The organism is Arthrobacter sp. Y3223166 (genome assembly GCF_059090935.1).
In genome coordinates, this window is record NZ_JBNHGE010000003.1 from 22,981 (window position 1) to 43,568 (window position 20,588).

Below are 20,588 nucleotides of genomic sequence, written 5' to 3' on the forward strand. Positions count from 1 at the left end.
CAGTGCCTAGCGTCCTTCCCGTGGGGGACCCAGCGCCGGCCGACGGCCTGCTGCCCGCTCAGGCAGCGGCAGGCGCGGAGGACCGCGCGTTCTGCCTGTATGTGCACATCCCGTTCTGCCGGGTGCGCTGCGGCTACTGCGATTTCAACACCTATACCGCCAAGGAACTGGGTTCCGGCGCGTCGCAGGATGAGTACTCGGGCACCCTGAACACGGAGCTGGAGCTGGCGGCGCGGGTGCTGCGTGACTCCGGCCTGCCCGACCGTCCGCTGGCCACCGTGTTTTTTGGCGGCGGCACACCGACCCTGCTGCCGGCGGCGGACCTGGCGTCGATGCTTCGCCAGGCCGCGGACCTGTGGGGTTTGGAGCCGGGCGCCGAGGTCACCACGGAAGCCAACCCGGACTCGGTCACGCCGGAATCACTGAAGATCCTGGCCGACGCCGGTTTCACCCGCGTGTCCTTCGGCATGCAGTCGGCCGTGCCGCATGTGCTGAAGGTCCTCGACCGTACCCATAACCCGGAACGGGTGCCGCAGGCGGTGCAGTGGGCCCGCGACGCCGGGCTGAACGTCAGCCTGGACCTGATCTACGGCACGCCGGGGGAGTCCATCGCGGACTGGGAAGCCAGCCTCGACTCCGCGATCGCCTGCGCGCCGGACCATATCTCCGCCTATGCCCTGATCGTCGAGGACGGGACCAAGCTCGCGGCGCAGATCCGGCGCGGCGAGGTGCCCGGAATCGACGACGACGACCACGCCGCCAAGTATGAGATCGCAGACGCGCGGCTCGGCGCGGCCGGGTTCGGCTGGTACGAGGTCAGCAATTGGGCCCGCACTCCCGAGGACCGCTGCCGGCACAACCTGGCTTACTGGCGCGGGGACGACTGGTGGGGAGCCGGCCCGGGCGCACACTCGCACGTGGGCGGCGTCCGGTGGTGGAACGTGAAGCACCCCGCGGCCTACGCCCAGCGGCTGGCCACGGGGGTATCTCCGGCAGCCGGCCGCGAAACGCTGGACACCGGCACCCGCCAGCTGGAACACGTGATGCTGCAGACCCGCATCATCGACGGGCTGCAGACCCGGGACCTGGGCCCGAACGGCCGGAAGGCCGTGGCCGGGCTGATCGCCGACGCCCTGGTCGACCCGGCCGCGGCCTTCGCCGGGACGATCCGGCTCACCCTCAAGGGCCGGCTGCTGGCCGACGCCGTGGTGCGGCGGTTGCTCGAGGACTGACCGCGCCGGCCTCCAGCGACCGGCCGATCCGGTGCAGGGCCGCCTCGTAGGCGGAGTCCCAGCTCCACCCGGCAGCCGGCGCGCCCGCCAGCTCCAGCGAGACGAGCCCGTGGACCTGGCCCCACACCACGCCCACCATGGACGCGACTTCGTCGTCCGATGCCCCGGGCAGGGCGGCGGCGACGGCGGCAAACAGCGGCGCGATCGCCGGTTCCGCGGCGCCGGGCGTCGGCTGGCACGGCACCTGGCTGGCCAATGAACCGCCGAACATGAGGCCGTACAGGACCGGATGCTCCAGGGCCCACGCCCGGTAAGCCTTGCCCAGCGCTTCCAGTCCGTCGGGAGCGGCGCGCTGCTGGGAGGCCGCGAAGGAGGCGAAACCGTCGTCGAGGATGGCGGTGAGCAACTCCGCCTTCCCGCCGAAGAGCGAGTACACCGCCGTCGTCGACGTCCCGGCCGCCGCCGCGATCGCCCGGAGGGACACGCCGGGGGCGCCGTCGCGGGCGATCAGGGCCGCGGCAGTGTCGAGGAGTGTGCGGCGCAGCGAATCATCGTGGACTATGGGTCTTGCCATGAGCCCAGTATTCCATAACAATGTTCTGTAACACTGTTACGAAAGGAATCGGCTCATGTCTGAACACGTACACACAGGACGGTTCACAGCCGATCCGGGAGTCGAGCGCGTCACGGTTTTCCTCATCGGGATGCGGGCGAACCGCTGGTGGAAGATCGGCAAGGTGGCGCGCACCGCGTCGGCGATGCCGGCGATGCTGGCGCACCTGGCGGCATCGCCGGAGGCCGGCCTGCTGGGCTTCCACCAATGGTTCGGGCGCACCACGATCATGCTCAGCTACTGGAAGAGCCCGGAACACCTGCAGCGGTTCGCGTCCGACCGCTCGGCGCCGCACCTGGAACCCTGGCGGCGGTTCATGCGCGAATCGGCCGGCAGCGGGGACGTCGGTGTGTGGCACGAAACGTACGAGACGGTGCCGGGGGGCCGGGAGAGTGTCTACAGCGACATGCCGCGCTTCGGCCTGGCCGCGGCGACCGCCCACGTGCCGATCGCGGCGGGGATGAACACCGCCCGCCAGCGGTTCTCGCGGCAGGCAGGGTAGGAGGGCGGCACTGTAGGAGGCCGCAGCGCTGACGGAACGGCAGCGCTAACGGAGCGGCTGTGGGGGCCGGATGTCAGATCTACCGAAACAGGCGCAGGTTGTAGGCGTACCGGTAGGGAACGCCGCGGTTGCACTTGACGCCGGCGATGACGGAATAAACCGTGAGGAAGACCCAGATGGCGGCCGCGATGACGGCAAAGAGTCCGCTGACCGCCGGGATGAGGATCAGCAGGTTCGCAATGATGGCCACCGCCGTGGGCGGAACCGTGAAGTTCAGGGCCTCTTTGGACTCCTGGGCGGTAAAGGGACCCCGGTCCTTGAAGATCAGGTAGATCGCCAGCGACGGGAAGCAACCCAGGATGCCGCCGAAGTGCGCCATGGTGGCCCATTGCCGGTCCTCCGAAGGGGTCAGGGGCAAAGCGGACGCCGACGCGCTCTGGTACTGCTGGCGCGGAGCGGACTTGCGCTCCGGCTGCTGCTGACGAGCAGAGTTCTCGGACACTGGACCTACCTTCGGAAAATCTTCTGACGGCTCACTTCTGTTCCTAGCCTAGCTGTTCCAGCCCGTCTCCCGGTGCATTCCGCGGGCGGGGGCGCCCGACGGAACCGGCTCAAACCGTCAGGAAATCGATGACTTCTTCCACCCGGCCCAAGAGACTGGGCTCCAGGTCGGCATAGGTGTTAACACTGCCCAGCAGCCTCTTCCAGCCGTCGGCGATGTCTATCTGGGTCCGGTGCGGCCAGCCGAGGCCGGCGAGGATGCCGGTCTTCCAATCGGTGCCGCGCGGAACCACCGGCCACGCGGACCGGCCGATGACCGCCGGTTTAATGGCCTGCCACACGTCGACATAGGGGTGGCCCACAATCAGTACGTTGCCCGCCGCCGCGGGCACGGCCATGGCGGCCTCGGCTATCCGCCACTCCTTGGAGTTGGGGACCAGGTGGTCCACCAGGATGCCGAGCCTGCGCTGCGGGCCGGGGGAGAAGTCCGCCACGGCCGCTGCCAAATCGTCCACGCCGTGCAGGGGTTCGACCACGATCCCCTCTACCCGGAGGTCGTCTCCCCAGACCTTCTCCACGAGTTCGGCGTCATGCTTGCCTTCGACCCAGATCCGGCTGGCCCGCGCTACCCTGGCCCGCTGCCCCTCGACCTTGACCGAACCGGAGGCCGTCCGTTGCCGGACGGGAGCCTTCGCCGCGGGCGCCGCCGGCACCACCTTCACCGGCTCGCCCTCGAAGAGGAAGCCGAAACCCAGCGGAAACGAGCGGACCTTGCCCCGGCGGTCTTCCAGCGACACCAGATGCACACCGCCGGACTTCTCCACCCGGTCGACGGCGCCGACCCACCCGCTCTGTGCGTCCTCGAGCACCAATCCCGGTTCGGCGCCGATTTCGCGCAGTGCCCGGGCCTTGGGGGCGGTGAGATCCTGGGGGCCCCAGCCGTAGCTGCTCATAAAATTTAAGTCCTCTGCTGGTTGTCGTCCTCACGGCACGGCCGCCCGACAATGCTAACAACGGCGGCGACGTATTAGACTTAGCACTTGGACGTGTTGAGTGCTAACGGTCTGTCCGCAGACGAGTTGGAGACAGGAGGAGTGCAGTGAGCGAGGTCCGGAGGCTGGAAGTGCTCCGCGCCATTGTCGAAGACTATGTGCACTCGCGTGAGCCGGTGGGCTCCAAGGCACTGGTCGACCGGCACAGCCTGGGCGTATCGTCAGCCACGATCCGCAACGACATGGCGGCGCTGGAGGAAGAGGGGCTGATCGTCGCCCCGCACACCAGTGCCGGCCGGATTCCCACGGACAAGGGCTACCGCCTGTTCGTGGACCGGATTTCGGACGTCAAGCCGCTCTCTGCCCCCGAGCGCCGCGCCATCCAGAAACTGCTGGAAGGCGCCGACGACCTTGACGATGTCATGGAACGCACCGTGCGGCTGCTGTCCCAGTTGACCAACCAGGTGGCCGTCATCCAGTATCCCCAGCTGGGTGCTGCCAAGGTGCGGCACATCGAGTTCATCCTGCTGGCTCCCAAAAGGGCCCTGGTCGTGCTGATCGCGGACAACGGCAAGGTGGAGCAGCATGTCGCGGCGCTTCCGGCGGACGTCACCGAGGATGCCCTGGCCACGCTGCGCACGGCATTCCTGTCGGTGCTGTCCGGGAAGCCGCTGGCGGCAGTGCCGGGGCTGCTGAAGACCTCCCCGGTGCCGCCGCAGGCGGGGCCGGCGGGCACGGCCGAGGCCCTGGCGTCGCAGCTTTCGCAGCTTGCCGCGGCCACGAACGAGGAGCGGATCCTGATGGCCGGCACGGCCAACCTGGCCCGTTCCACGGTCGACTTCCAGCTGAGCATCGGTCCCATCCTCGAGGCTCTTGAAGAACAAGTGGTGCTGCTGCAGTTGCTCTCCGAACTGCATCAGGACGCGCGTGGCATGTCGGTGAGCATCGGCAGCGAAAACCCCTACGGTTCGCTGGCCGAAACCTCCGTGGTGGCCACCGGATACGGCCCGGGCGCGACGGCCAAGGTCGGCATCCTCGGCCCCACCCGGATGGACTATCCCACCACCATGGCCGCGGTCCGCGCCGTCGCACGTTATTTGTCACGGATCCTCGCCGGCTAGCCACACGCCGCGCAGTGTCCGCACCGGCCGTCGGCGCCGGTGAACCGATCCCCAGGAAGTGAAGTACTACAAGGTGAGTAACCACTACGACGCCCTCGGTGTCAGCCAGGACGCCTCCACCGAGGAAATCAAGAAGGCCTACCGCAAGCTGGCCCGCAAGCTGCATCCGGACGTGAACCCCGGCCCGGAGGCAGCCGAACAGTTCAAGCAGGTCAGCCACGCGTACGAGGTGCTGTCCGACCCGCAGAAGCGGCGCATCTACGACACCACCGGCAACGAGAACGGCAACGACACCGGCTTCGGCGGCGGCTTCTCCGGGTCCGGGTTCGCCTTCCAGGACATCTTCGAAAGCTTCTTCGGCGGCGCCGGAGCGGGCGGCGCCGGTCCGGCCTCCCGGACCCGCCGCGGCCAGGACGCCCTGATCAACGTGCGGATCGACCTCAAGGACGCGGTCTTCGGCGTCAACAAGAAAATCGAAGTGGACACCGCCGTTGTCTGCCCCACCTGCGACGGCAGTTGCTGCCGCCCCGGCACCAGCCCGCGCACCTGCGACATCTGCGGCGGTTCCGGCCAGGTCCAGCGTGCGGTGCGGTCCATCCTGGGCCAGGTCATGACCACTGCCGCGTGCGGCAGCTGCCAGGGCTTCGGCACGGTCATTCCCGACCCCTGCAACGAGTGCAACGGTGAGGGCCGCGTCCGCAGCCGGCGTTCGCTGACCATCAAGCTCCCGGCGGGCGTCGGGACCGGAACGCGGATCCAGCTGGCCGGCCAGGGCGAAGCGGGCCCCGCCGGCGGCCCGCAGGGCGACCTGTATGTGGAAATCCGCGTGAACCCGGACAAGAACTTCATCCGCGAGGGCGACGACCTGCACGTCACGCTCTCGGTGCCGATGACCGCCGCCGCGCTGGGCACCGACCTTACACTGGACACCTTCGACGGCGAACAGGAAGTCAGCATCAAGCCCGGCACGCAGGCGGGCGAGACCCTCACCCTGCGCGGCCTGGGCGTGACCCACCTGCGCGGCTACGGTCGCGGCGACCTGCAGGTGCACGTGCATGTGGAGACTCCCAGCAAGCTGGATGCGGAGCAGGAGGACCTGCTGCGCCGGCTCGCCAGTGCCCGCGGCGAGGAATACACCGAGGGCAAGCTGGCGTCCTCCGGCACGGGCGTCTTTGCCCGCCTGCGGGACCGGCTCGGTAACCTCTAGGCGTGACCAGCCACCTGTTTTTCACAGCTCCGGGCGAGCTCGACGACGTTGCTCCGGGCGACAGCTTCACCCTGGCCGGGGACGAGGCGCGGCACGCCGTCACGGTCAAGCGGATCGAACCGGGTGAAGCCGTCGATCTGGCCGACGGGCGGGGCCGGCGGCTGGTAGGGGAGGCCGTTGCCGGCACCTCAGGCCAGCTCACCGTCCGCGCGCTCCGGATCCTGCAGGAGCCGCGGCCCGACCCGGAGTTGGTGCTGGTGCAGGCGCTGGCCAAGGGAAACCGCGACGAACTTGCCATCGAGGCGGCCACCGAACTGGGCGTCGATGCCGTGGTGCCGTGGCAGGCCGAACGCAGCATCGTGCGCTGGAAGGCGGACAAGGCGGCCAAGGGCGCGGCGAAATGGCAGCTGGCGGTCCGCGCGGCCGCCAAGCAGTCGCGGCGTGCCCGCGTTCCGGAGGTGGAGCCGCTGGTGGAACGGGCCGGGCTCTGTGCCCTGATCCGGGACAGCAGGCTCTCGCTGCTGCTGCACGAGGACGCCGCAGGCACTGTGGCCGACGCCGTGGAGGGGGCCGGGTTGGGTGCCGGCTCCTCCGTCGGGGAGCGCGGCGGAAACGGCGGCGGCGCTGCCTTGCCCGATGCCCGTACCGGCGGCGCGGGGCGCGTGCTGATGATCGTGGGCCCCGAAGGCGGGATGAGCCAGGCCGAAGTGGAGGCGATGCTCGACGCCGGGGCGGTGGCCGTGCGGCTGGGGCCGCACGTCCTGCGGTCCTCCACGGCCGGACCCGCCGCCTTGACCTTGCTCAGCGAGTTGCTGGGCCGCTGGCACTGACCACGTCGGTCAGCAGCACTGGCCTAGGTGATGGTGAAGACCTTGCTGTCCGCATTCTGCCGTTCGTCGGTCCGCCCGTCCTGGTCCTTTTGGAACACGTACAGCCGGTAGGTGCCCGGGTCCAGCTTCTGGCTGAACCGGAACTCGCCGATCTGCCCGCTGTCGGCATCAACGAGGGCCGTGCCGTCCTTGACCAGGTCGCCTTCGGACGTGTCGTCGGAGCCGGCCAGGCGGAAAATCTGCCAGCTCAGTTCCGATTCGTACGCGACGCCGCGGCCGAACACCTCCACGCGTCCGGCGGCGGTGGCACCGTCGGCCGGATCAATGATCCATACCGGGGCCGCCAGACTGCTGTTCCGGCCCATCGGCTGGCCCAGCGGCACATGGCCAAAGGCTTCGTAACCGTGATGTCCGTCCACCAGGATGACCACTTCCAGCGGATCGTCCGACGTGCTCAGCCCGGCGTTCGCCGCCGCGGCCGTGGCGGTGAAGACCAGTTGCTGCACGGCCCGTTCGGCGATGCCGGCATCCACGCGGCGGCTGAACGCGTCCGAGGAAATGTCCAGCGTGATGACCGACCCGTTGGTGATGGAGGCGCCCACCTTGCTCGCCGGGCTGAGCGGATTGAAGTAGTCCGGATCCAAGGGCTGCAGCCGCGTCAGCGCGGCCACCGCCGTCGTAATGGGATCACCCAGGTTCTCCGCCTGGCGGTATTCGCGGTACAGGAACACGTTCCCGGCGTTGGTGCCCAGCCAATAGACGGGGGAGAGCTCCGAGGAGCGCAGGGTCTCGACCGGCACGCTGGAGACCAGGGGGCTGCTGGCCGAAGCGGGGTCGGTGGGGTTGGGCATGGAGGTCTGTCCGCCTCCGCCACCGCCGGCGGCCTGCGGCGAGCATCCGAGCAGCACCAGCGATGAGGCAGTGACCAGGGCCAACCACGCACCGAAGCGGCGTGTTGGGACCGAGCCTGCAGGCTGCCGGAGCTGGTTGCTGGTGATGCTTTCGATCCCTTCTGACGTTGGCAATGACCGGGTTTTTGTGGGCCGAAAAGGGCTGCTGCCGCCTTTCCTGCCTCACTAGCTTGGCATACGGGAGGGGGGCTGATGGCTGCTTTAACCGGCGCTCAACCGGACTGATGCAGGATTGATGCAGGATCGATACCAAGGCGTTTTTCGTGCCCGCAGAGGACTGTGCGGCGGCTCGTGCCGTAGCATGGACGTGTACCGTCGGGACCGGATCCATTTCCGGTTACCGCCAGCAAGCGCCCACCGAAGGAGCGATGAAAGGCCACATCGGCCGGACTATGTCCCAATCACGCCTGGATGTCGATCCGCTGGGATCAAGCAGCCGTTCCGTCCATTTCGATTCGTCGGAACACATGGTCAGGGCGCTCGGCGCCCACGACGAGGTGCTGCGGGTCATCGAGTCGGAGTTCAGCGATGTGGACCTGCATGTACGCGGCAACGAACTTTCAATCACCGGCCCCGCCGACGCGGTGCAGCTCACGCTCAACGTGGTGGAAGAGATCCGCGCCCTGGCAGCGAAGGATACGAGGATCACCGCGCAGGTGGTCGCCCAGCTGCTGCGCATGCTCGGCGAACAGTCGGCGCAGCGGCCGGCAGAAGTCCTGACCCTGAACATCCTCTCCTCGCGCGGCCGCAACATCCGGCCCAAGACCCTGAACCAGAAGAACTACGTCGAAGCCATCGACAACCACACCGTGGTGTTCGGCATCGGCCCCGCGGGCACCGGCAAGACCTACCTGGCGATGGCCAAGGCGGTCCAGGCCCTGCAGCACAAAGAGGTCAACCGCATCATCCTGACCCGACCCGCCGTCGAGGCGGGGGAGCGGCTGGGCTTCCTGCCCGGCACGCTCAGCGACAAGATCGACCCGTACCTGCGCCCGCTCTACGACGCCCTGCACGACATGATGGACCCGGAATCGATTCCGCGCCTGATGGCCGCGGGCACCATTGAGGTGGCGCCGCTGGCCTACATGCGCGGGCGCACGCTCAACGACGCGTTCATCATTTTGGACGAGGCGCAGAACACGACCCCGGAACAGATGAAGATGTTCCTCACCCGGCTGGGCTTCGGTTCCAAGATGGTCGTGACCGGGGACGTGACGCAGATCGACCTGCCCGGCGGCACCAGCTCGGGCCTGAAGATCGTCAGCGAAATACTCGACGGCGTGGAGGACGTCCGCTTCTCCCGGCTGGACGCCACCGACGTGGTCCGCCACCGGCTGGTCAGCGACATCGTGACGGCGTACAGCCGCTGGGACGAGTCCCGCCGCGGCGAGGGCGGCCGGGACGAGTCGCGCCGCTCAGACGGCGGCCGGGGACCGCGCCGCGCACCCGCGGCCAGGCGGAAGACGGACGTGGAAGCCGGCCCGGAGGATCGAGCATGAGCATCGAGGTCAACAACGAATCGGCCGTCGCCGCCAACGAGGAAGAGCTGGTGCGGCTGGCACGGTTCGTGCTGGACTCGCTCTACGTCCATCCGGAGGCGGAACTGTCCATCATCATGGTCGACACCGAAGCGATGGAGCGGCTTCACATCGAGTGGATGGACGAGCCGGGCGCCACCGACGTGCTGTCCTTCCCGATGGACGAACTGCGTCCCGGCACCGCGATGAAGCCGGGCCCGCCCGGCGTGCTGGGCGACATCGTGATCTGCCCGCAGGTGGCGCAGGAGCAGGCAAAGAAGGCCGGCCACGGCCTGTTGGACGAAATGCTGCTGCTGACCACGCACGGCATCCTGCATTTGCTCGGTTTCGACCACGCCGAGCCGGCCGAGAAGGAAGAGATGTTCGGCCTGCAGCGCCAGTTGCTGTCCTCCTTCACCGGCAAGGCAGCCCCCACCGAAACCACCCTGTAGAGCCCGGCGATGCTCTGGATACTCGCCGCCATGACGCTGGCTTTCACGCTGTTCGCCGGGGTGCTGACCGCCGCCGAGGCCGCCTTTACCTACCTGCCGCGCCACGACGCCGAAAACCTGCTGCGTTCCGGGCGGAGCCGCAGCCTGCGCCTCATCCTGGCCTCGCCGGCGGCCCACATGCACGGGCTGCGTTTCTGGCGCGTCTGGTTCGAGATGGCAGCCGCCGTCGCCATCGCCCTGCTGTTCCACGACCTGCTGGACAACATCTGGCTGGCCGGACTGCTGGCCACCGTCACCATGGCCGCCGTCGGGTTCGTGCTGGTCGGGGTCTCCCCGCGGCAACTGGGCCGGATGCACGCCGGCGCCGTCGTGCTTTCCACCGCCTTGCTGGTCAGGCTGCTGTGCTCGATCCTCGGTCCCGTGCCCCAATGGCTGGTCCGTTTGGGCAGCGCGGTGGCCCCTAACGCGCCCCGCGCCGACGCGGCCTTCTTCACCGAAGAGGAGTTCCGCGAACTCGTGGACCGGGCCAACGAGTCCGACATGATCGAGGACACCGAGGCGGAACTGATCCACTCCGTCTTCGAGCTGGGCGATACCAAGGTCCGGGCGGTGATGGTGCCGCGCACGGACATGCTCAGCATCGACTCCGGCTCCACCCTGCAGGAGGCCATGACGCTGTTCCTGCAGTCTGGCTATTCACGGATCCCCGTGATCATGGACACCGCGGACCAGATCCGCGGCATCGTCTACCTGAAGGACGTGGCCGCCCGGATCCACGGCCGGGAGGACCACGGCGCCGGCATGCTGGTGGACCAGATCTGCCGCGAGGTCCGGTACGTGCCCGAGTCGAAGTCGGTCGGCGAGCTGCTGCAGGAAATGCAGCGCGAGTCCACGCACGTGGCCATCGTGATCGACGAATACGGCGGCACCGCCGGCCTGGTCACGCTGGAGGACCTCATCGAGGAGATCGTCGGCGAAATCGTCGACGAATACGACACCGAGCGCCCCGAAATCGAGGCGCTGCCGGACGGCCTGTACCGGGTCAGCGCGCGCACCGGTATCGACGACGTCGGCGAACTGTTCAATCTGGAGCTTGACGACGAAGAAGTGGACACCGTCGGCGGGCTGCTGGCCAAAAGCCTCGGCCGGGTGCCGATCGTCGGCAGCGAAGTGGAGCTGGACGGCCTGCACCTGCGCGCCGAACGGCTGGAGGGCCGGCGCAACCGCGTCAGCCATGTCCTGGCCTGGTACGAAGCGCCCGCCCGGGACCAGTACGCCAACGACGACGGCGCTGCCGCCGCCGATGACCCCGCCCGGATGCCCGGGACGGAGAGGGAACGATGACCAACCCCGAAAACGCCACCGGCGCCAACAGCACCGACAAGGCCGTGGCCATGCCGTCCAGCGGCTGGCCCAAGGACTACCGCGCCGGTTTCGTGTCGCTGGTGGGCCGCCCGAACGCGGGCAAGTCCACGCTGACCAACGCGCTGGTCGGGCAGAAGGTGGCCATCACCTCCGCCAAACCGCAGACCACGCGGCACACCATCCGCGGCATCGTGCACCGGCCGGATGCCCAGCTAGTGCTGGTGGACACTCCCGGCCTGCACCGGCCCCGGACCCTGCTGGGGCAGCGGCTGAACGACCTCGTGGCGGACACGCTTGCCGAAGTGGACGCGATCGGCTTCTGCCTGCCGGCCAACGAGAAGATCGGCCCCGGCGACCGCTTCATTGCCAACCAGCTGGCCGCCCTGTCCGGCAAGCCCGTGGTGGCACTGGTAACCAAGACGGACCTGATGGACAAGCAGGCGCTGGCCGAGCAGCTGCTGGCGGTCGCGGCACTGGGCGCGGAGATCTTCGGCCCGGACGGCTTCGCCGACATCGTGCCGGTTTCCGCCGCCAAGGGAGACCAGGTCCAAACGGTCGCCGATGTGCTGGTCCGGCAGATGCCGCTGTCGCCGCCGCTCTATCCCGACGGAGAGCTCACGGACGAACCCGAAGCCGTGATGGTGGCCGAACTGGTCCGGGAGGCGGCGCTGGAGGGGGTACGCGACGAACTGCCCCACTCGCTGGCCGTGGTGGTCGAGGAGATCGTTCCGCGCGAAGGCCGCAGCGCCGACAACCCGCTGCTGGATGTCCGGGTGAACCTCTTCGTGGAACGTCCGTCGCAGAAGGCCATCATCATCGGCAAGGGCGGGGAGAGGCTCCGCGACGTCGGCACCCGCGCGCGCAAGGGGATCGAGGGCCTCCTGGGCACCCGCGTCTACCTTGACCTGCACGTAAAAATAGCCAAGGACTGGCAGCGCGACCCCAAGCAGCTGGTGCGGCTCGGTTTCTGAGCCTCCGGCGCCGCCGGGAACTTTCCCCGGCCGCAACCCGTAGAATACTTAGCGGCCAGTGATGGGCTGGCCGCGTCTTTTTTATCTGGCTTACAACCGTGCAGAGGGGTATCCCGTGGATCATCGCGGCAGTTCCGGTGATGACCCGCAGACCCCGACGGGACAGCCGTCCGCGGGGCAGGATCCCGCCCCGCGGTCACCGGCCGGCGGCGCGCCGCGGCGCGCGCAGGCGCGGGCCGCCAATCCGAGGCACATGGGCCGCGGGCCCAAACTGCTGTGGCTGAAGGTCGTGGCGGGCGCGCTGGCGCTGGCCCTGGCGGCCGGTGTGGGCGTCGTGGTGTTCAAAATCGTGGGCCTGCGCGACAGCATCAGCACCTCGCCGCTGAACCTGGGCACCGGCGCCCAAGGGCTGCCGGTGGACCTGAGCCGTGATCCCGTGCAGATCCTCATCCTGGGTACCGACACACGCGCCGGCAGCGACGGCCGGTACGGCTCGGACGGCTCGTCGGCCGGCTTCGGCAAATCGGACGTGATGATGCTGATGAACCTGTCCGCGGACCGGGAGCGGGTCACCGTCGTCAGCCTGCCGCGCGACCTGCTCACCACCATCCCCACCTGCACCGATCCGGAGACCGGCGAGGTGTACCCGGAGCAGCAGGAAGCCCAGCTCAATGCCGCCCTGACCTATGGCGGCCCCGGCTGCACCGTGGCGGCCGTCAACGAAATGACAGGCCTGGAGATAGACCACTTCATGATGGCCGACTTCAACGCCGTCAAGGAGCTCTCCACGGTGATCGGCGGCGTGGAAGTCTGCGTCAACGAGCCCATTAATGACACCTACTCCAAGCTGCGGCTCCCGGCCGGCGTGAGCACCGTGCAGGGCGAGCAGGCGCTGGCGTTCCTGCGCACCCGGCACTCCTTCGGCGACGGCGGAGACCGCGGCCGGATCCGTGCGCAGCAGAGCTTCCTGGCGTCCATGGCCCGCAAGATCCAGTCCGAAGGCACGCTGACCAACGTGCCCCGCCTCTACTCCATCGCCGAGGCCGTGGTCAACAACCTCACGGTGGACGAAGGCCTGGCCGAGGTTTCCCGGCTGCTGGCCCTGGCCGACCGGGTCAAGAGCGTTGACCTGGGGAAGGTCGCGTTCGTCGCGCTGCCCACTAAGAGCGCCCCCATGGACGAGAACCGCCTGGTCTTGGACGAGGAACCGGGACAGGCCCTGTTCCGGATCCTGCGCCAGGACGGCGACGTCACCGCACCGGAGGTCAACACCGCCGGGTCGCCCGACCCGACGACGACGGGGGAGGCCGGCGGAGAACCCGCGGCCGGCGCCTCGGGCGGCGGCACCCCGTCCCCGACGGCAACCGACGACGGCGGGCCGACGGCCGGGGCGACGACCGCGCCGGGCGGGGACCCGACGGCCGGCGTGCCGTCCTTCGACCCGGCCGTGCAGCCCGTCGAGGTAATCAACGCCTCCGGCGCGGCCGGCCGCGACGAGGAACTGGCCGAACAGCTGCAGGCGCTGGGGTACCTGCTGGCGGCCCCGGGCGACGGCGGATCCGAACGCACCACCACGCAGCTGTTCTACTCGGCCGGATTCGAACACGTGGCCCTCTCCCTCGCGGAAGAACTGAACGTCCCCCGGGCCAACGTCCTCGCCTCCGGCGACCACTACGGCGTCGCGCTTTCGGTCGGTCGGGACTTCGCCAGCGGTACGCAACTGGCCGAGACCGGCGGCGTGGCCGGCGGCTTCAAGGGCCAGACCGCCGACCAGGTCACCTGCCAGCAGCCCGGCGCCTTCTAGCAGCCGCTACCAGATCCTGACCCGCTCGGCCGGGTCGAGCCACAGCCCGTCGCCCGGAGCGGTGCCGAACGCTTCGTGGAACGCGTCCAGGTTGCGCACCACCTGGTTGCAGCGGAACTCGTTCGGGGCATGCGGGTCGATCGCCAGCCGGCGCGCCGCCTCCTCCGAACGGATCTTCTGCCGCCAGCACTCGGCCCAGGAGTAGAAGAACCGCTGGCTGCCGCTCAGCCCGTCAATCACCGGGGCTTCCCGGCCCGCCAGGCTCAGCCGGTACGCGCGGTACGCGATGGCCAGCCCGCCGAGGTCGCCGATGTTCTCGCCCAGGGTGAGTTCGCCATTGACCGTGTTGCCGGGAGCCTCCGCCGGACTGAGCGCCGAGTATTGGGCCACCAGCTGGCCGGTGAGCCGCTCGAAGGCGGCCCGGTCCTCGTCGGACCACCAGTTCCGCAGCGCGCCGGTGCCGTCGTACTGCGATCCCTTGTCGTCGAAGCCGTGGCCGATCTCGTGGCCGATGACCGCACCGATGGCGCCGTAGTTCGCCGCGGCGTCGGCGTCGGCGTCGAAGAAGGGCGGCTGCAGGATCGCCGCGGGGAAGACGATCTCGTTCATCGTCGGCATGTAGTAGGCGTTGACGGTCTGCGGCGTCATGTGCCACTCGGCCTCGTCGATGGGCTTACCCAGCTTCGCCAGGTTGCGCCGGACCTCGAACTCGTTGGAGGCGAGGACGTTGGACCAGACATCGTTCCCGGGCACGAAGGCGGAGTAGTCGATCCACTTCTCCGGGTAGCCGATCTTGGTGCGGAAGGCCGCCAGCTTCTCCAGCGCTTTCCCGATCGTTGCGCTGCTGAGCCACGGCAGGGCGGAGATGCTCTCCCGGTAGGCGGCCAGCAGGTTGGCGACCAGTTCTTCCATCCGTTCCTTATGCGCCGGCGGGAAATGCCGCGCCACGTATTCCTGCCCGATGGCCTCCCCGAGGGCGCCTTCCACCAGGGACACGCCGCGCTTCCACCGCTCCTTGAGTTCCGGGGTGCCGCTGAGGGTGCGGCCGTAGAAGCCGAAGTGCGTCTGGACCGCTTCGTCGTGAAGATAAGGCGCCGCCGTCGTCAGCACGTGGAGCCGCAGCCAGGCCTGCCAGGCCTCCAGCGGCTCGCTGTCCAACAGGGCGTCGAGCGTGCCGAGGAACCCGGGCTGGCAGACCACCAGCTCGGCCGCGCCGCCCGCTTCGGGGCCCAGTGCCGCCAGCCAGTCAGGCATCCAGTCCGCCATGGCGGCCACCTGCCCGGCGGTGCGCAGGTTGTAGGTCTGCTGCGGGTCGCGGCAGGAGACCTTGTCCATGTGGCCGGCCGCCAGCTTGTGCTCCAGATCCAGTGCCGCGTCCGCCTGCACCGGGTCGAAGCCGGCCAGTTGCAGCATCTTCCGGGCGTAGTCCCGGTAGGCCTCGCGGATGGGGCCGAAGTCGTCCTCGCGGTAGTACGCCTCGTCCGGCAGGCCCAGTCCCGCCTGGTACAGGTAGATCAGGTAGCGGGTGGGGTCGCCGGCGTCGTTGTTGACGAAGAACGCGAGCGGATACGCGGCGCCGCTGCGGCTGAAGGCCCCGATGGCCTCGCGCAGCCCGTCCCGGTCGGAAATCTTCGCGATCGCGGCGAACTGCTCCGCCAGCGGCGAGAAGCCCTTGGCCTCGGCCGTGTCGGTGTCCATGAAACCGGCGTAGAGGACGCCGATCTTACCCGCCGGGCTGGTGGGATCCGGGTGCGCGGCGGCGTCTTCGATGATGGCCCGCACGGATTCTTCGGATGCGTCGCGCAGGGCCGTGAAGGAGCCTTCCAGCGCCCGGTCGTCGGGTATGGCGGTCTCCGCCAGCCACTTCCCGTTCACGTGCCGGAAGAGGTCGTCCTGCGGGCGGACGGCCGGGTCGACGTTGGACAACACGATGCCGGAGCGGCTCATGTGCGCCTCATTTCTTCGTTGCTTTCATCTATTCCCTCACATCCTACGCACCGTGCTAGTGTGAAATTGTGCGCGCAGGAATGCTCCTTCTTAGCTGCCGCGGCGAGGCCACGCGAACTACTGTTTGACAGGCCGAACCCTCGCTGCGGAGTTTGTGTTGCCCGGCCAAAATTTTTCGATTAGCTCACATGAGAAAAGGCCACACACCAAAATGCGAAACGCACAAAAGTCCTCCGGAATGCCCATCCATAAGTACATTCCCTTCCAGGACCAGATCGCCGTAGAACTGCCCGACCGCACCTGGCCGGACAAAGTGATGACGAAGGCCCCGCGCTGGTGCGCCGTGGACCTGCGCGACGGGAACCAGGCGCTGATCGATCCGATGAGCCCCGAACGCAAGCACAAGATGTTCGACCTGCTGGTGAAAATGGGCTACAAGGAGATCGAAGTCGGTTTCCCGTCCGCATCGCAGACCGACTTCGACTTTGTCCGCCAGCTGATCGAAGGCGACCGGATCCCCGATGATGTGACCATCCAGGTCCTCACGCAGTCCCGCGAGCACCTGATCGAGCGCACCTACGAGTCCATCGCCGGCGCCGGCCGCGCCATCGTGCACCTGTACAACTCCACCTCCGTGCTGCAGCGGCGGGTGGTGTTCCGGGAAGACCAGGACGGCATCGTGGACATCGCCTTGCAGGGCGCCCGGCTGTGCCGGAAGTATGAAGAGGGCCTGAAGGGCACCGAGATCACCTACGAATACTCGCCCGAGTCCTACACCGGCACGGAACTGGAATTCGCGGCCCGCATTTGCAACGCCGTCACCGACGTCTTCGAGATCTCCGCCGACCGGAACGTCATCCTGAACCTGCCGGCCACGGTGGAGATGGCCACCCCGAATGTCTACGCCGATTCCATCGAGTGGATGTCGCGGAACCTGAACAACCGCGAGAACGTGATCCTCTCCCTGCACCCGCACAACGACCGCGGCACCGGGGTGGCGGCGGCGGAACTGGGCTACCTGGCCGGCGCCGACCGGATCGAGGGCTGCCTGTTCGGCAACGGCGAGCGGACCGGCAACGTGGACCTGGTGACGCTGGGGCTGAACCTGTTCAGCCAGGGCATCGACCCGATGATCGATTTCTCCAACATCGACGAAGTGCGCCGCACCGTCGAATACTGCAACCAGCTGCCGGTGCCCGAACGCTCCCCGTACGGCGGCGACCTGGTGTTCACCGCATTCTCCGGCTCCCACCAGGACGCCATCAAGAAGGGCTTCGAGGCCATGGAGGCCGACGCGGACGCCCAGGGCAAGACGGTGGACGAACTCGTCTGGGCGGTGCCCTACCTGCCGGTCGATCCGAAGGACCTGGGCCGCAGCTATGAAGCCGTGATCCGGGTGAACTCGCAGTCCGGCAAGGGCGGCGTGGCCTACCTGCTCAAGCACGAGCACAACCTGGACCTGCCGCGCCGCGCCCAGATCGAGTTCTCGGGCGTCATCCAGCGGCGCACGGACACCGTGGGCGGCGAGGTCAGCCCCGCGCAGCTGTGGGAGACCTTCACCGACGAGTACCTGCCGACCCCGGACAACCGGTGGGGCCACTACACCCTGGGATCCGTCAAGACCGACAGCGCCGATGACGGTTCCTTCCAGCTGACCGCCACCATGGGCGTGGACGGCGTCCAGAGCCGCCGCACGGCCGAAGGCAACGGCCCGATCGCCGCGCTGCTGGAAATTTTCCGGCAGGACGGCGTGGATGTGCGGGTACTGGACTACACCGAGCACGCGCTCTCCGAGGGCGGCAACGCCCGGGCCGCCGCCTACGTGGAGTGTGCCGTGGGCGACCGGGTGCTGTGGGGCATCGGCATTGACACGAACACCACCATGGCCTCCCTGAAAGCCGTCGTGTCCGCGGTGAACCGCGCCATCCGCGACGAAGGCGCCAAGGCCGCCGGCTCGCTCTAGGGAACCGTCCAGCGGGCTTCCCTGCCGTGCCGCGGCGGGGGAGCCCGCTTTAGTGGGAGAATGGGACGGTGTCCAACAGATCCTTCGCCTCCCGCACGTACCGGGACCAGGGCGTCATCCTGCGGACCCACAAACTCGGCGAGGCCGACCGGATCATCACGCTGCTCACCAGGCAGCACGGCCAGATCCGGGCGGTTGCCAAAGGCGTGCGCCGCACCAGCAGCAAGTTCGGCGCGGTGCTGGAACCCTTCATGGTCGCGGACCTGCAGCTGGTCTCCGGCCGGAGCCTGGACATCGTTACGCAGGCCCAGATGGTCGGGCCGTACGGGCGGGACATCGCCGCCGACTACACCAAGTACACCTCCGCCGCCGCCATCTGCGAGACGGCGGAAAAACTCACCGACGTCGACGGCGAATCGGCAGGAGCGCAGTACGGGCTGGTCATCGGCGCGCTCTCGGCGCTCAGCCGCAGCGTGCACGCGCCCGAGCTGATCCTGGATTCCTACCTGCTGCGGGCGCTTGCGACGGCGGGCTGGGCCCCGAGCTTCGACCAGTGTGCCCGGTGCGGCGCCCAGGGGCCGCATACCGCCTTTGCCGCTCCGCTGGGCGGCGCGGTATGCCACGACTGCCGTCCGCCCGGGTCGGCCTCGCCCGCACCGGAAACGATGCAGCTGCTCGCCGCCCTGCTCTCCGGAGACTGGCCGGCAGCGGACGCCTCCGCCGCCGGCCCGCGCCGTGAGGCCGCCGGCCTAGTGGCCAGTTACCTGCAGTGGCACCTTGAACGAACCCTGAAATCCCTCAAGCATGTGGAGCGAGTGTGACCCCGATTTCCCGGCAACCGCAGCAGCCATGGCCGCATCCCTCCGGCGCCAAACCGCCCGCCCTGCCTCCGGCGCTGGTCCCGGAACACGTGGCCATCGTGATGGACGGCAACGGCCGCTGGGCGAACCAGCGCGGGCTGCCGCGGACCGAGGGGCACCGCGCCGGGGAAGCGGCCCTGCTGGACGTGATGGCCGGCGCGATCGAAATCGGGGTCAAACACGTCAGCGTGTATGCCTTTTCCACCGAGAACTGGAAGCGGTCCCCGGAAGAGGTCCGCTTCCTGATGGGCTTTAGCCGGGATGTGCTGCGCCGCCAGCGCGACCAGCTCGACGATTGGGGGGTGCGGATCCGCTGGTCCGGCCGCCGGCCCCGGTTGTGGAAGTCGGTGGTCAACGAACTGGAGGTCGCCGAGCGACAGACGGCCGGAAACTCCACCTGCACCCTGACCATGTGCGTGAACTACGGCGGGAGGGCGGAAATTGCCGATGCCGCCGCCGCCATCGCCGCCGACGTTGCGGCCGGACGGCTGCGGGCGTCGTCGGTCTCGGAAAAGACCGTGCAGCGCTACCTCGACGAGCCGGACCTGCCGGACGTCGACCTGTTCCTGCGGACGTCGGGGGAGCAGCGTTTCTCCAACTTCATGCTGTGGCAGTCCGCGTATGCGGAGATGGTGTTCATGGATACCCTCTGGCCCGATGTGGACCGCCGCACCCTTTGGGAAGCCATCGACATTTACGCCCGCCGCGACCGGCGGTACGGGGGAGCGGTGGACGCCGCCGCGGCCGGCGGGGCCTAGCCGGTTGCAACCGCGGCGGCCGTACTACCGCTGCTGGGTGTCCGTAAGGTCCTCGGTCCGGTCGTCCTGCAACACGTAGGCCTGCGCCCAGCGCTGCAGCCGGGCATAGGCGTCCCGCCGCACGTCGGTGCGGGAGAGGAACACGTCGTGCAGGGCGTCATGCACCTGCTCGATGGAGACGCTGTATCCCAGCCGGACCGCCCGCTCGGTCATGGTGCGGATGTCCAGCACCACGTCGGTGCTCCTCATGTCCTCGTGCCAGACCGAGCCGTTCATGCTGCGCGTCGAAGACATCACCAGCACCGGGATCTCGAGCTTCAGCCCCTTCGCGACCTTCGACTGTCCCTCCCAGATGGCGCTGAGCCAACCGGCGCGCACGGGGAAGGACTCCGGCGGCCGCAGCCTGGGGTCCAGATCCCATTCGCCCTCGGCGGTGCGGCTGATGCTGCGGTAGTAGAAGCCCCGGACCGGCAGTTTGATCTCGGTTTCCGGCTTGAGCCGGGACAAGGGGTCCAGCACCGCGCCGGCGGCTCGCCGGACCAGGGAGCTGCCGTGCATTTCCAGCCAGGGACTGTTCAGGACCAGGGCGCGCAGCTCGCCCGGGTGTTCCGCCGCCCACAGGGCCGCCACCAGCCCTCCGGTGGAGTGTCCCATCAGTGTGATCTTCGTCTCCGACTGGCCGCGTTCCTCACGGATCAGATCGAGCGCCAGCGAAATCTCGTCCTCGTACTGGCGCAGGTCCGTCACGAAGCCCGCCGGATCCCCCTCCCGCAGGCTGCGTCCGTGATGGTGCAGGTCCAGCGCAAAGAACGCCACGCCTTGGCGGTGCCAGAACTCCGCCAGTTCCGTGTTGAAGAAATAGTCGCTCCAACCGTGCACATACAGGACGGCGTGCCCGCCGGGGGAGCGCTGCGGGGAGTGCGGCAGGTAGCGGATCAGCGTCGCCCGCTGCTCCCGCCCGCCGGGGGCCGGCACTTGCAGGACCGTGGACTCGAACTCCGGGCCGAGGATGTCTTCTTGCCAGTCGGCTGCCGTCGCCACG

19 protein-coding genes are annotated in these 20,588 nt (G+C 68.5%); 13 read left to right on the forward strand and 6 right to left on the reverse strand.

The features are described from left to right. Positions 1-2 precede the first annotated feature (2 nt). A complete protein-coding gene (hemW, locus tag AC5RUH_RS02730; RefSeq protein WP_494014025.1) occupies positions 3-1,232 on the forward strand; it encodes a radical SAM family heme chaperone HemW in 1,230 nt (409 codons plus the stop codon). Here hemW and AC5RUH_RS02735 read toward each other — a convergent pair. Beyond that, on the reverse strand, positions 1,180-1,806 hold the full coding sequence (locus tag AC5RUH_RS02735) for a TetR/AcrR family transcriptional regulator (protein ID WP_494075021.1): 627 nt from the start codon (positions 1,804-1,806) through the stop codon (positions 1,180-1,182). The two genes, hemW and AC5RUH_RS02735, sit on opposite strands and share 53 nt — an antisense overlap. A 55-nt stretch (positions 1,807-1,861) precedes the next feature. Between AC5RUH_RS02735 and AC5RUH_RS02740 the strand changes: the two genes are divergently transcribed. Continuing rightward, positions 1,862-2,347, forward strand: a complete 486-nt coding sequence (locus AC5RUH_RS02740; protein WP_494025936.1) for a DUF4188 domain-containing protein — start codon at positions 1,862-1,864, stop codon at positions 2,345-2,347. Positions 2,348-2,426: 79 nt separating this feature from the next. Here AC5RUH_RS02740 and AC5RUH_RS02745 read toward each other — a convergent pair whose 3' ends face one another. Both AC5RUH_RS02745 and AC5RUH_RS02750 read right to left on the reverse strand, forming a co-directional pair. Next, positions 2,427-2,849, reverse strand: coding sequence for a DUF4870 domain-containing protein (locus tag AC5RUH_RS02745; protein ID WP_494014022.1), 423 nt, complete (start codon positions 2,847-2,849; stop codon positions 2,427-2,429). A 109-nt stretch (positions 2,850-2,958) separates the two neighbouring features. Next, complete coding sequence (locus AC5RUH_RS02750; RefSeq protein ID WP_494075022.1) at positions 2,959-3,801, reverse strand: DUF3097 family protein; 843 nt, start codon at positions 3,799-3,801, stop codon at positions 2,959-2,961. Between the two features lie 146 nt (positions 3,802-3,947). Here AC5RUH_RS02750 and hrcA point away from each other — a divergent pair, with 146 nt between their 5' ends. The 3 genes from hrcA to AC5RUH_RS02765 all read left to right on the forward strand — a co-directional run bounded on the left by hrcA (position 3,948) and on the right by AC5RUH_RS02765 (position 6,998). Beyond that, positions 3,948-4,961, forward strand: coding sequence for a heat-inducible transcriptional repressor HrcA (gene hrcA / locus AC5RUH_RS02755; protein WP_494025935.1), 1,014 nt, complete (start codon positions 3,948-3,950; stop codon positions 4,959-4,961). 73 nt (positions 4,962-5,034) lie between these two features. Beyond that, positions 5,035-6,168 carry a molecular chaperone DnaJ gene (dnaJ, locus tag AC5RUH_RS02760; RefSeq protein ID WP_494026062.1) on the forward strand — a complete coding sequence of 378 codons (1,134 nt, stop codon included), beginning with the start codon at positions 5,035-5,037 and terminating at the stop codon, positions 6,166-6,168. A gap of 2 nt (positions 6,169-6,170) precedes the next feature. After that, the gene (locus AC5RUH_RS02765) at positions 6,171-6,998 is read left to right on the forward strand and encodes a 16S rRNA (uracil(1498)-N(3))-methyltransferase (RefSeq protein ID WP_494075023.1); all 828 of its coding nucleotides are present in this window, start codon (positions 6,171-6,173) and stop codon (positions 6,996-6,998) included. Positions 6,999-7,021: 23 nt separating this feature from the next. Here the strand turns inward: AC5RUH_RS02765 and AC5RUH_RS02770 are convergent, their stop codons facing one another. Further along, entirely contained in the window at positions 7,022-8,023 is a 1,002-nt protein-coding gene (locus AC5RUH_RS02770) for a GerMN domain-containing protein (RefSeq protein WP_494014019.1), read from the reverse strand. A 278-nt stretch (positions 8,024-8,301) separates the two neighbouring features. On the opposite strand from AC5RUH_RS02770, the gene AC5RUH_RS02775 reads away from it, so the two are divergent. From AC5RUH_RS02775 to AC5RUH_RS02795, 5 genes are all read left to right on the forward strand, one after another. Next, entirely contained in the window at positions 8,302-9,408 is a 1,107-nt protein-coding gene (locus AC5RUH_RS02775) for a PhoH family protein (RefSeq protein WP_494014134.1), read from the forward strand. Further along, positions 9,405-9,878: an rRNA maturation RNase YbeY gene (gene ybeY, locus AC5RUH_RS02780; RefSeq protein ID WP_493978405.1), complete on the forward strand. Its 474-nt coding sequence runs from the start codon at positions 9,405-9,407 to the stop codon at positions 9,876-9,878. The genes AC5RUH_RS02775 and ybeY overlap by 4 nt, the downstream gene beginning before the upstream one ends. Before the next feature lie 9 nt (positions 9,879-9,887). Continuing rightward, positions 9,888-11,222 carry a hemolysin family protein gene (locus tag AC5RUH_RS02785; RefSeq protein ID WP_494076061.1) on the forward strand — a complete coding sequence of 445 codons (1,335 nt, stop codon included), beginning with the start codon at positions 9,888-9,890 and terminating at the stop codon, positions 11,220-11,222. A gap of 50 nt (positions 11,223-11,272) precedes the next feature. After that, entirely contained in the window at positions 11,273-12,214 is a 942-nt protein-coding gene (gene era, locus AC5RUH_RS02790) for a GTPase Era (RefSeq protein ID WP_494023308.1), read from the forward strand. Positions 12,215-12,329: 115 nt separating this feature from the next. Beyond that, positions 12,330-14,018 (forward strand): LCP family protein, encoded by a 1,689-nt coding sequence (locus AC5RUH_RS02795; protein WP_494075024.1) that lies wholly within the window; start codon positions 12,330-12,332, stop codon positions 14,016-14,018. A gap of 6 nt (positions 14,019-14,024) precedes the next feature. Here the strand turns inward: AC5RUH_RS02795 and AC5RUH_RS02800 are convergent, their stop codons facing one another. Next, positions 14,025-15,965 (reverse strand): M13 family metallopeptidase, encoded by a 1,941-nt coding sequence (locus AC5RUH_RS02800; protein ID WP_494025931.1) that lies wholly within the window; start codon positions 15,963-15,965, stop codon positions 14,025-14,027. A 211-nt stretch (positions 15,966-16,176) separates the two neighbouring features. On the opposite strand from AC5RUH_RS02800, the gene leuA reads away from it, so the two are divergent. The 3 genes from leuA (at position 16,177) to AC5RUH_RS02815 (ending at position 19,546) form a co-directional block, all read left to right on the forward strand. After that, complete coding sequence (gene leuA / locus AC5RUH_RS02805) at positions 16,177-17,928, forward strand: 2-isopropylmalate synthase (protein WP_494023060.1); 1,752 nt, start codon at positions 16,177-16,179, stop codon at positions 17,926-17,928. A gap of 68 nt (positions 17,929-17,996) precedes the next feature. After that, positions 17,997-18,749: a DNA repair protein RecO gene (gene recO / locus AC5RUH_RS02810; protein WP_494023061.1), complete on the forward strand. Its 753-nt coding sequence runs from the start codon at positions 17,997-17,999 to the stop codon at positions 18,747-18,749. Next, on the forward strand, positions 18,746-19,546 hold the full coding sequence (locus AC5RUH_RS02815; RefSeq protein ID WP_494025930.1) for an isoprenyl transferase: 801 nt from the start codon (positions 18,746-18,748) through the stop codon (positions 19,544-19,546). Before recO ends, AC5RUH_RS02815 begins: the two co-directional genes overlap by 4 nt. A 24-nt stretch (positions 19,547-19,570) precedes the next feature. On the opposite strand, the gene AC5RUH_RS02820 is transcribed toward AC5RUH_RS02815, so the two are convergent. Further along, positions 19,571-20,587, reverse strand: a complete 1,017-nt coding sequence (locus AC5RUH_RS02820; RefSeq protein ID WP_494074479.1) for an alpha/beta hydrolase — start codon at positions 20,585-20,587, stop codon at positions 19,571-19,573. Position 20,588: the final 1 nt, after the last annotated feature.

Excerpts from the sequence above, each read along its gene's own strand:
- AC5RUH_RS02735 (WP_494075021.1), bottom strand. The coding sequence starts at position 1,806 with ATGGCAAGACCCATAGTCCACGATGATTCGCTGCGCCGCACACTCCTC.
- AC5RUH_RS02740 (WP_494025936.1), top strand. The coding sequence starts at position 1,862 with ATGTCTGAACACGTACACACAGGACGGTTCACAGCCGATCCGGGAGTC.
- AC5RUH_RS02750 (WP_494075022.1), bottom strand. The coding sequence starts at position 3,801 with ATGAGCAGCTACGGCTGGGGCCCCCAGGATCTCACCGCCCCCAAGGCC.
- AC5RUH_RS02775 (WP_494014134.1), top strand. The coding sequence starts at position 8,302 with ATGTCCCAATCACGCCTGGATGTCGATCCGCTGGGATCAAGCAGCCGT.
- ybeY (WP_493978405.1), top strand. The coding sequence starts at position 9,405 with ATGAGCATCGAGGTCAACAACGAATCGGCCGTCGCCGCCAACGAGGAA.
- AC5RUH_RS02785 (WP_494076061.1), top strand. The coding sequence starts at position 9,888 with ATGCTCTGGATACTCGCCGCCATGACGCTGGCTTTCACGCTGTTCGCC.
- era (WP_494023308.1), top strand. The coding sequence starts at position 11,273 with ATGCCGTCCAGCGGCTGGCCCAAGGACTACCGCGCCGGTTTCGTGTCG.
- AC5RUH_RS02800 (WP_494025931.1), bottom strand. The coding sequence starts at position 15,965 with ATGAGCCGCTCCGGCATCGTGTTGTCCAACGTCGACCCGGCCGTCCGC.
- leuA (WP_494023060.1), top strand. The coding sequence starts at position 16,177 with ATGCGAAACGCACAAAAGTCCTCCGGAATGCCCATCCATAAGTACATT.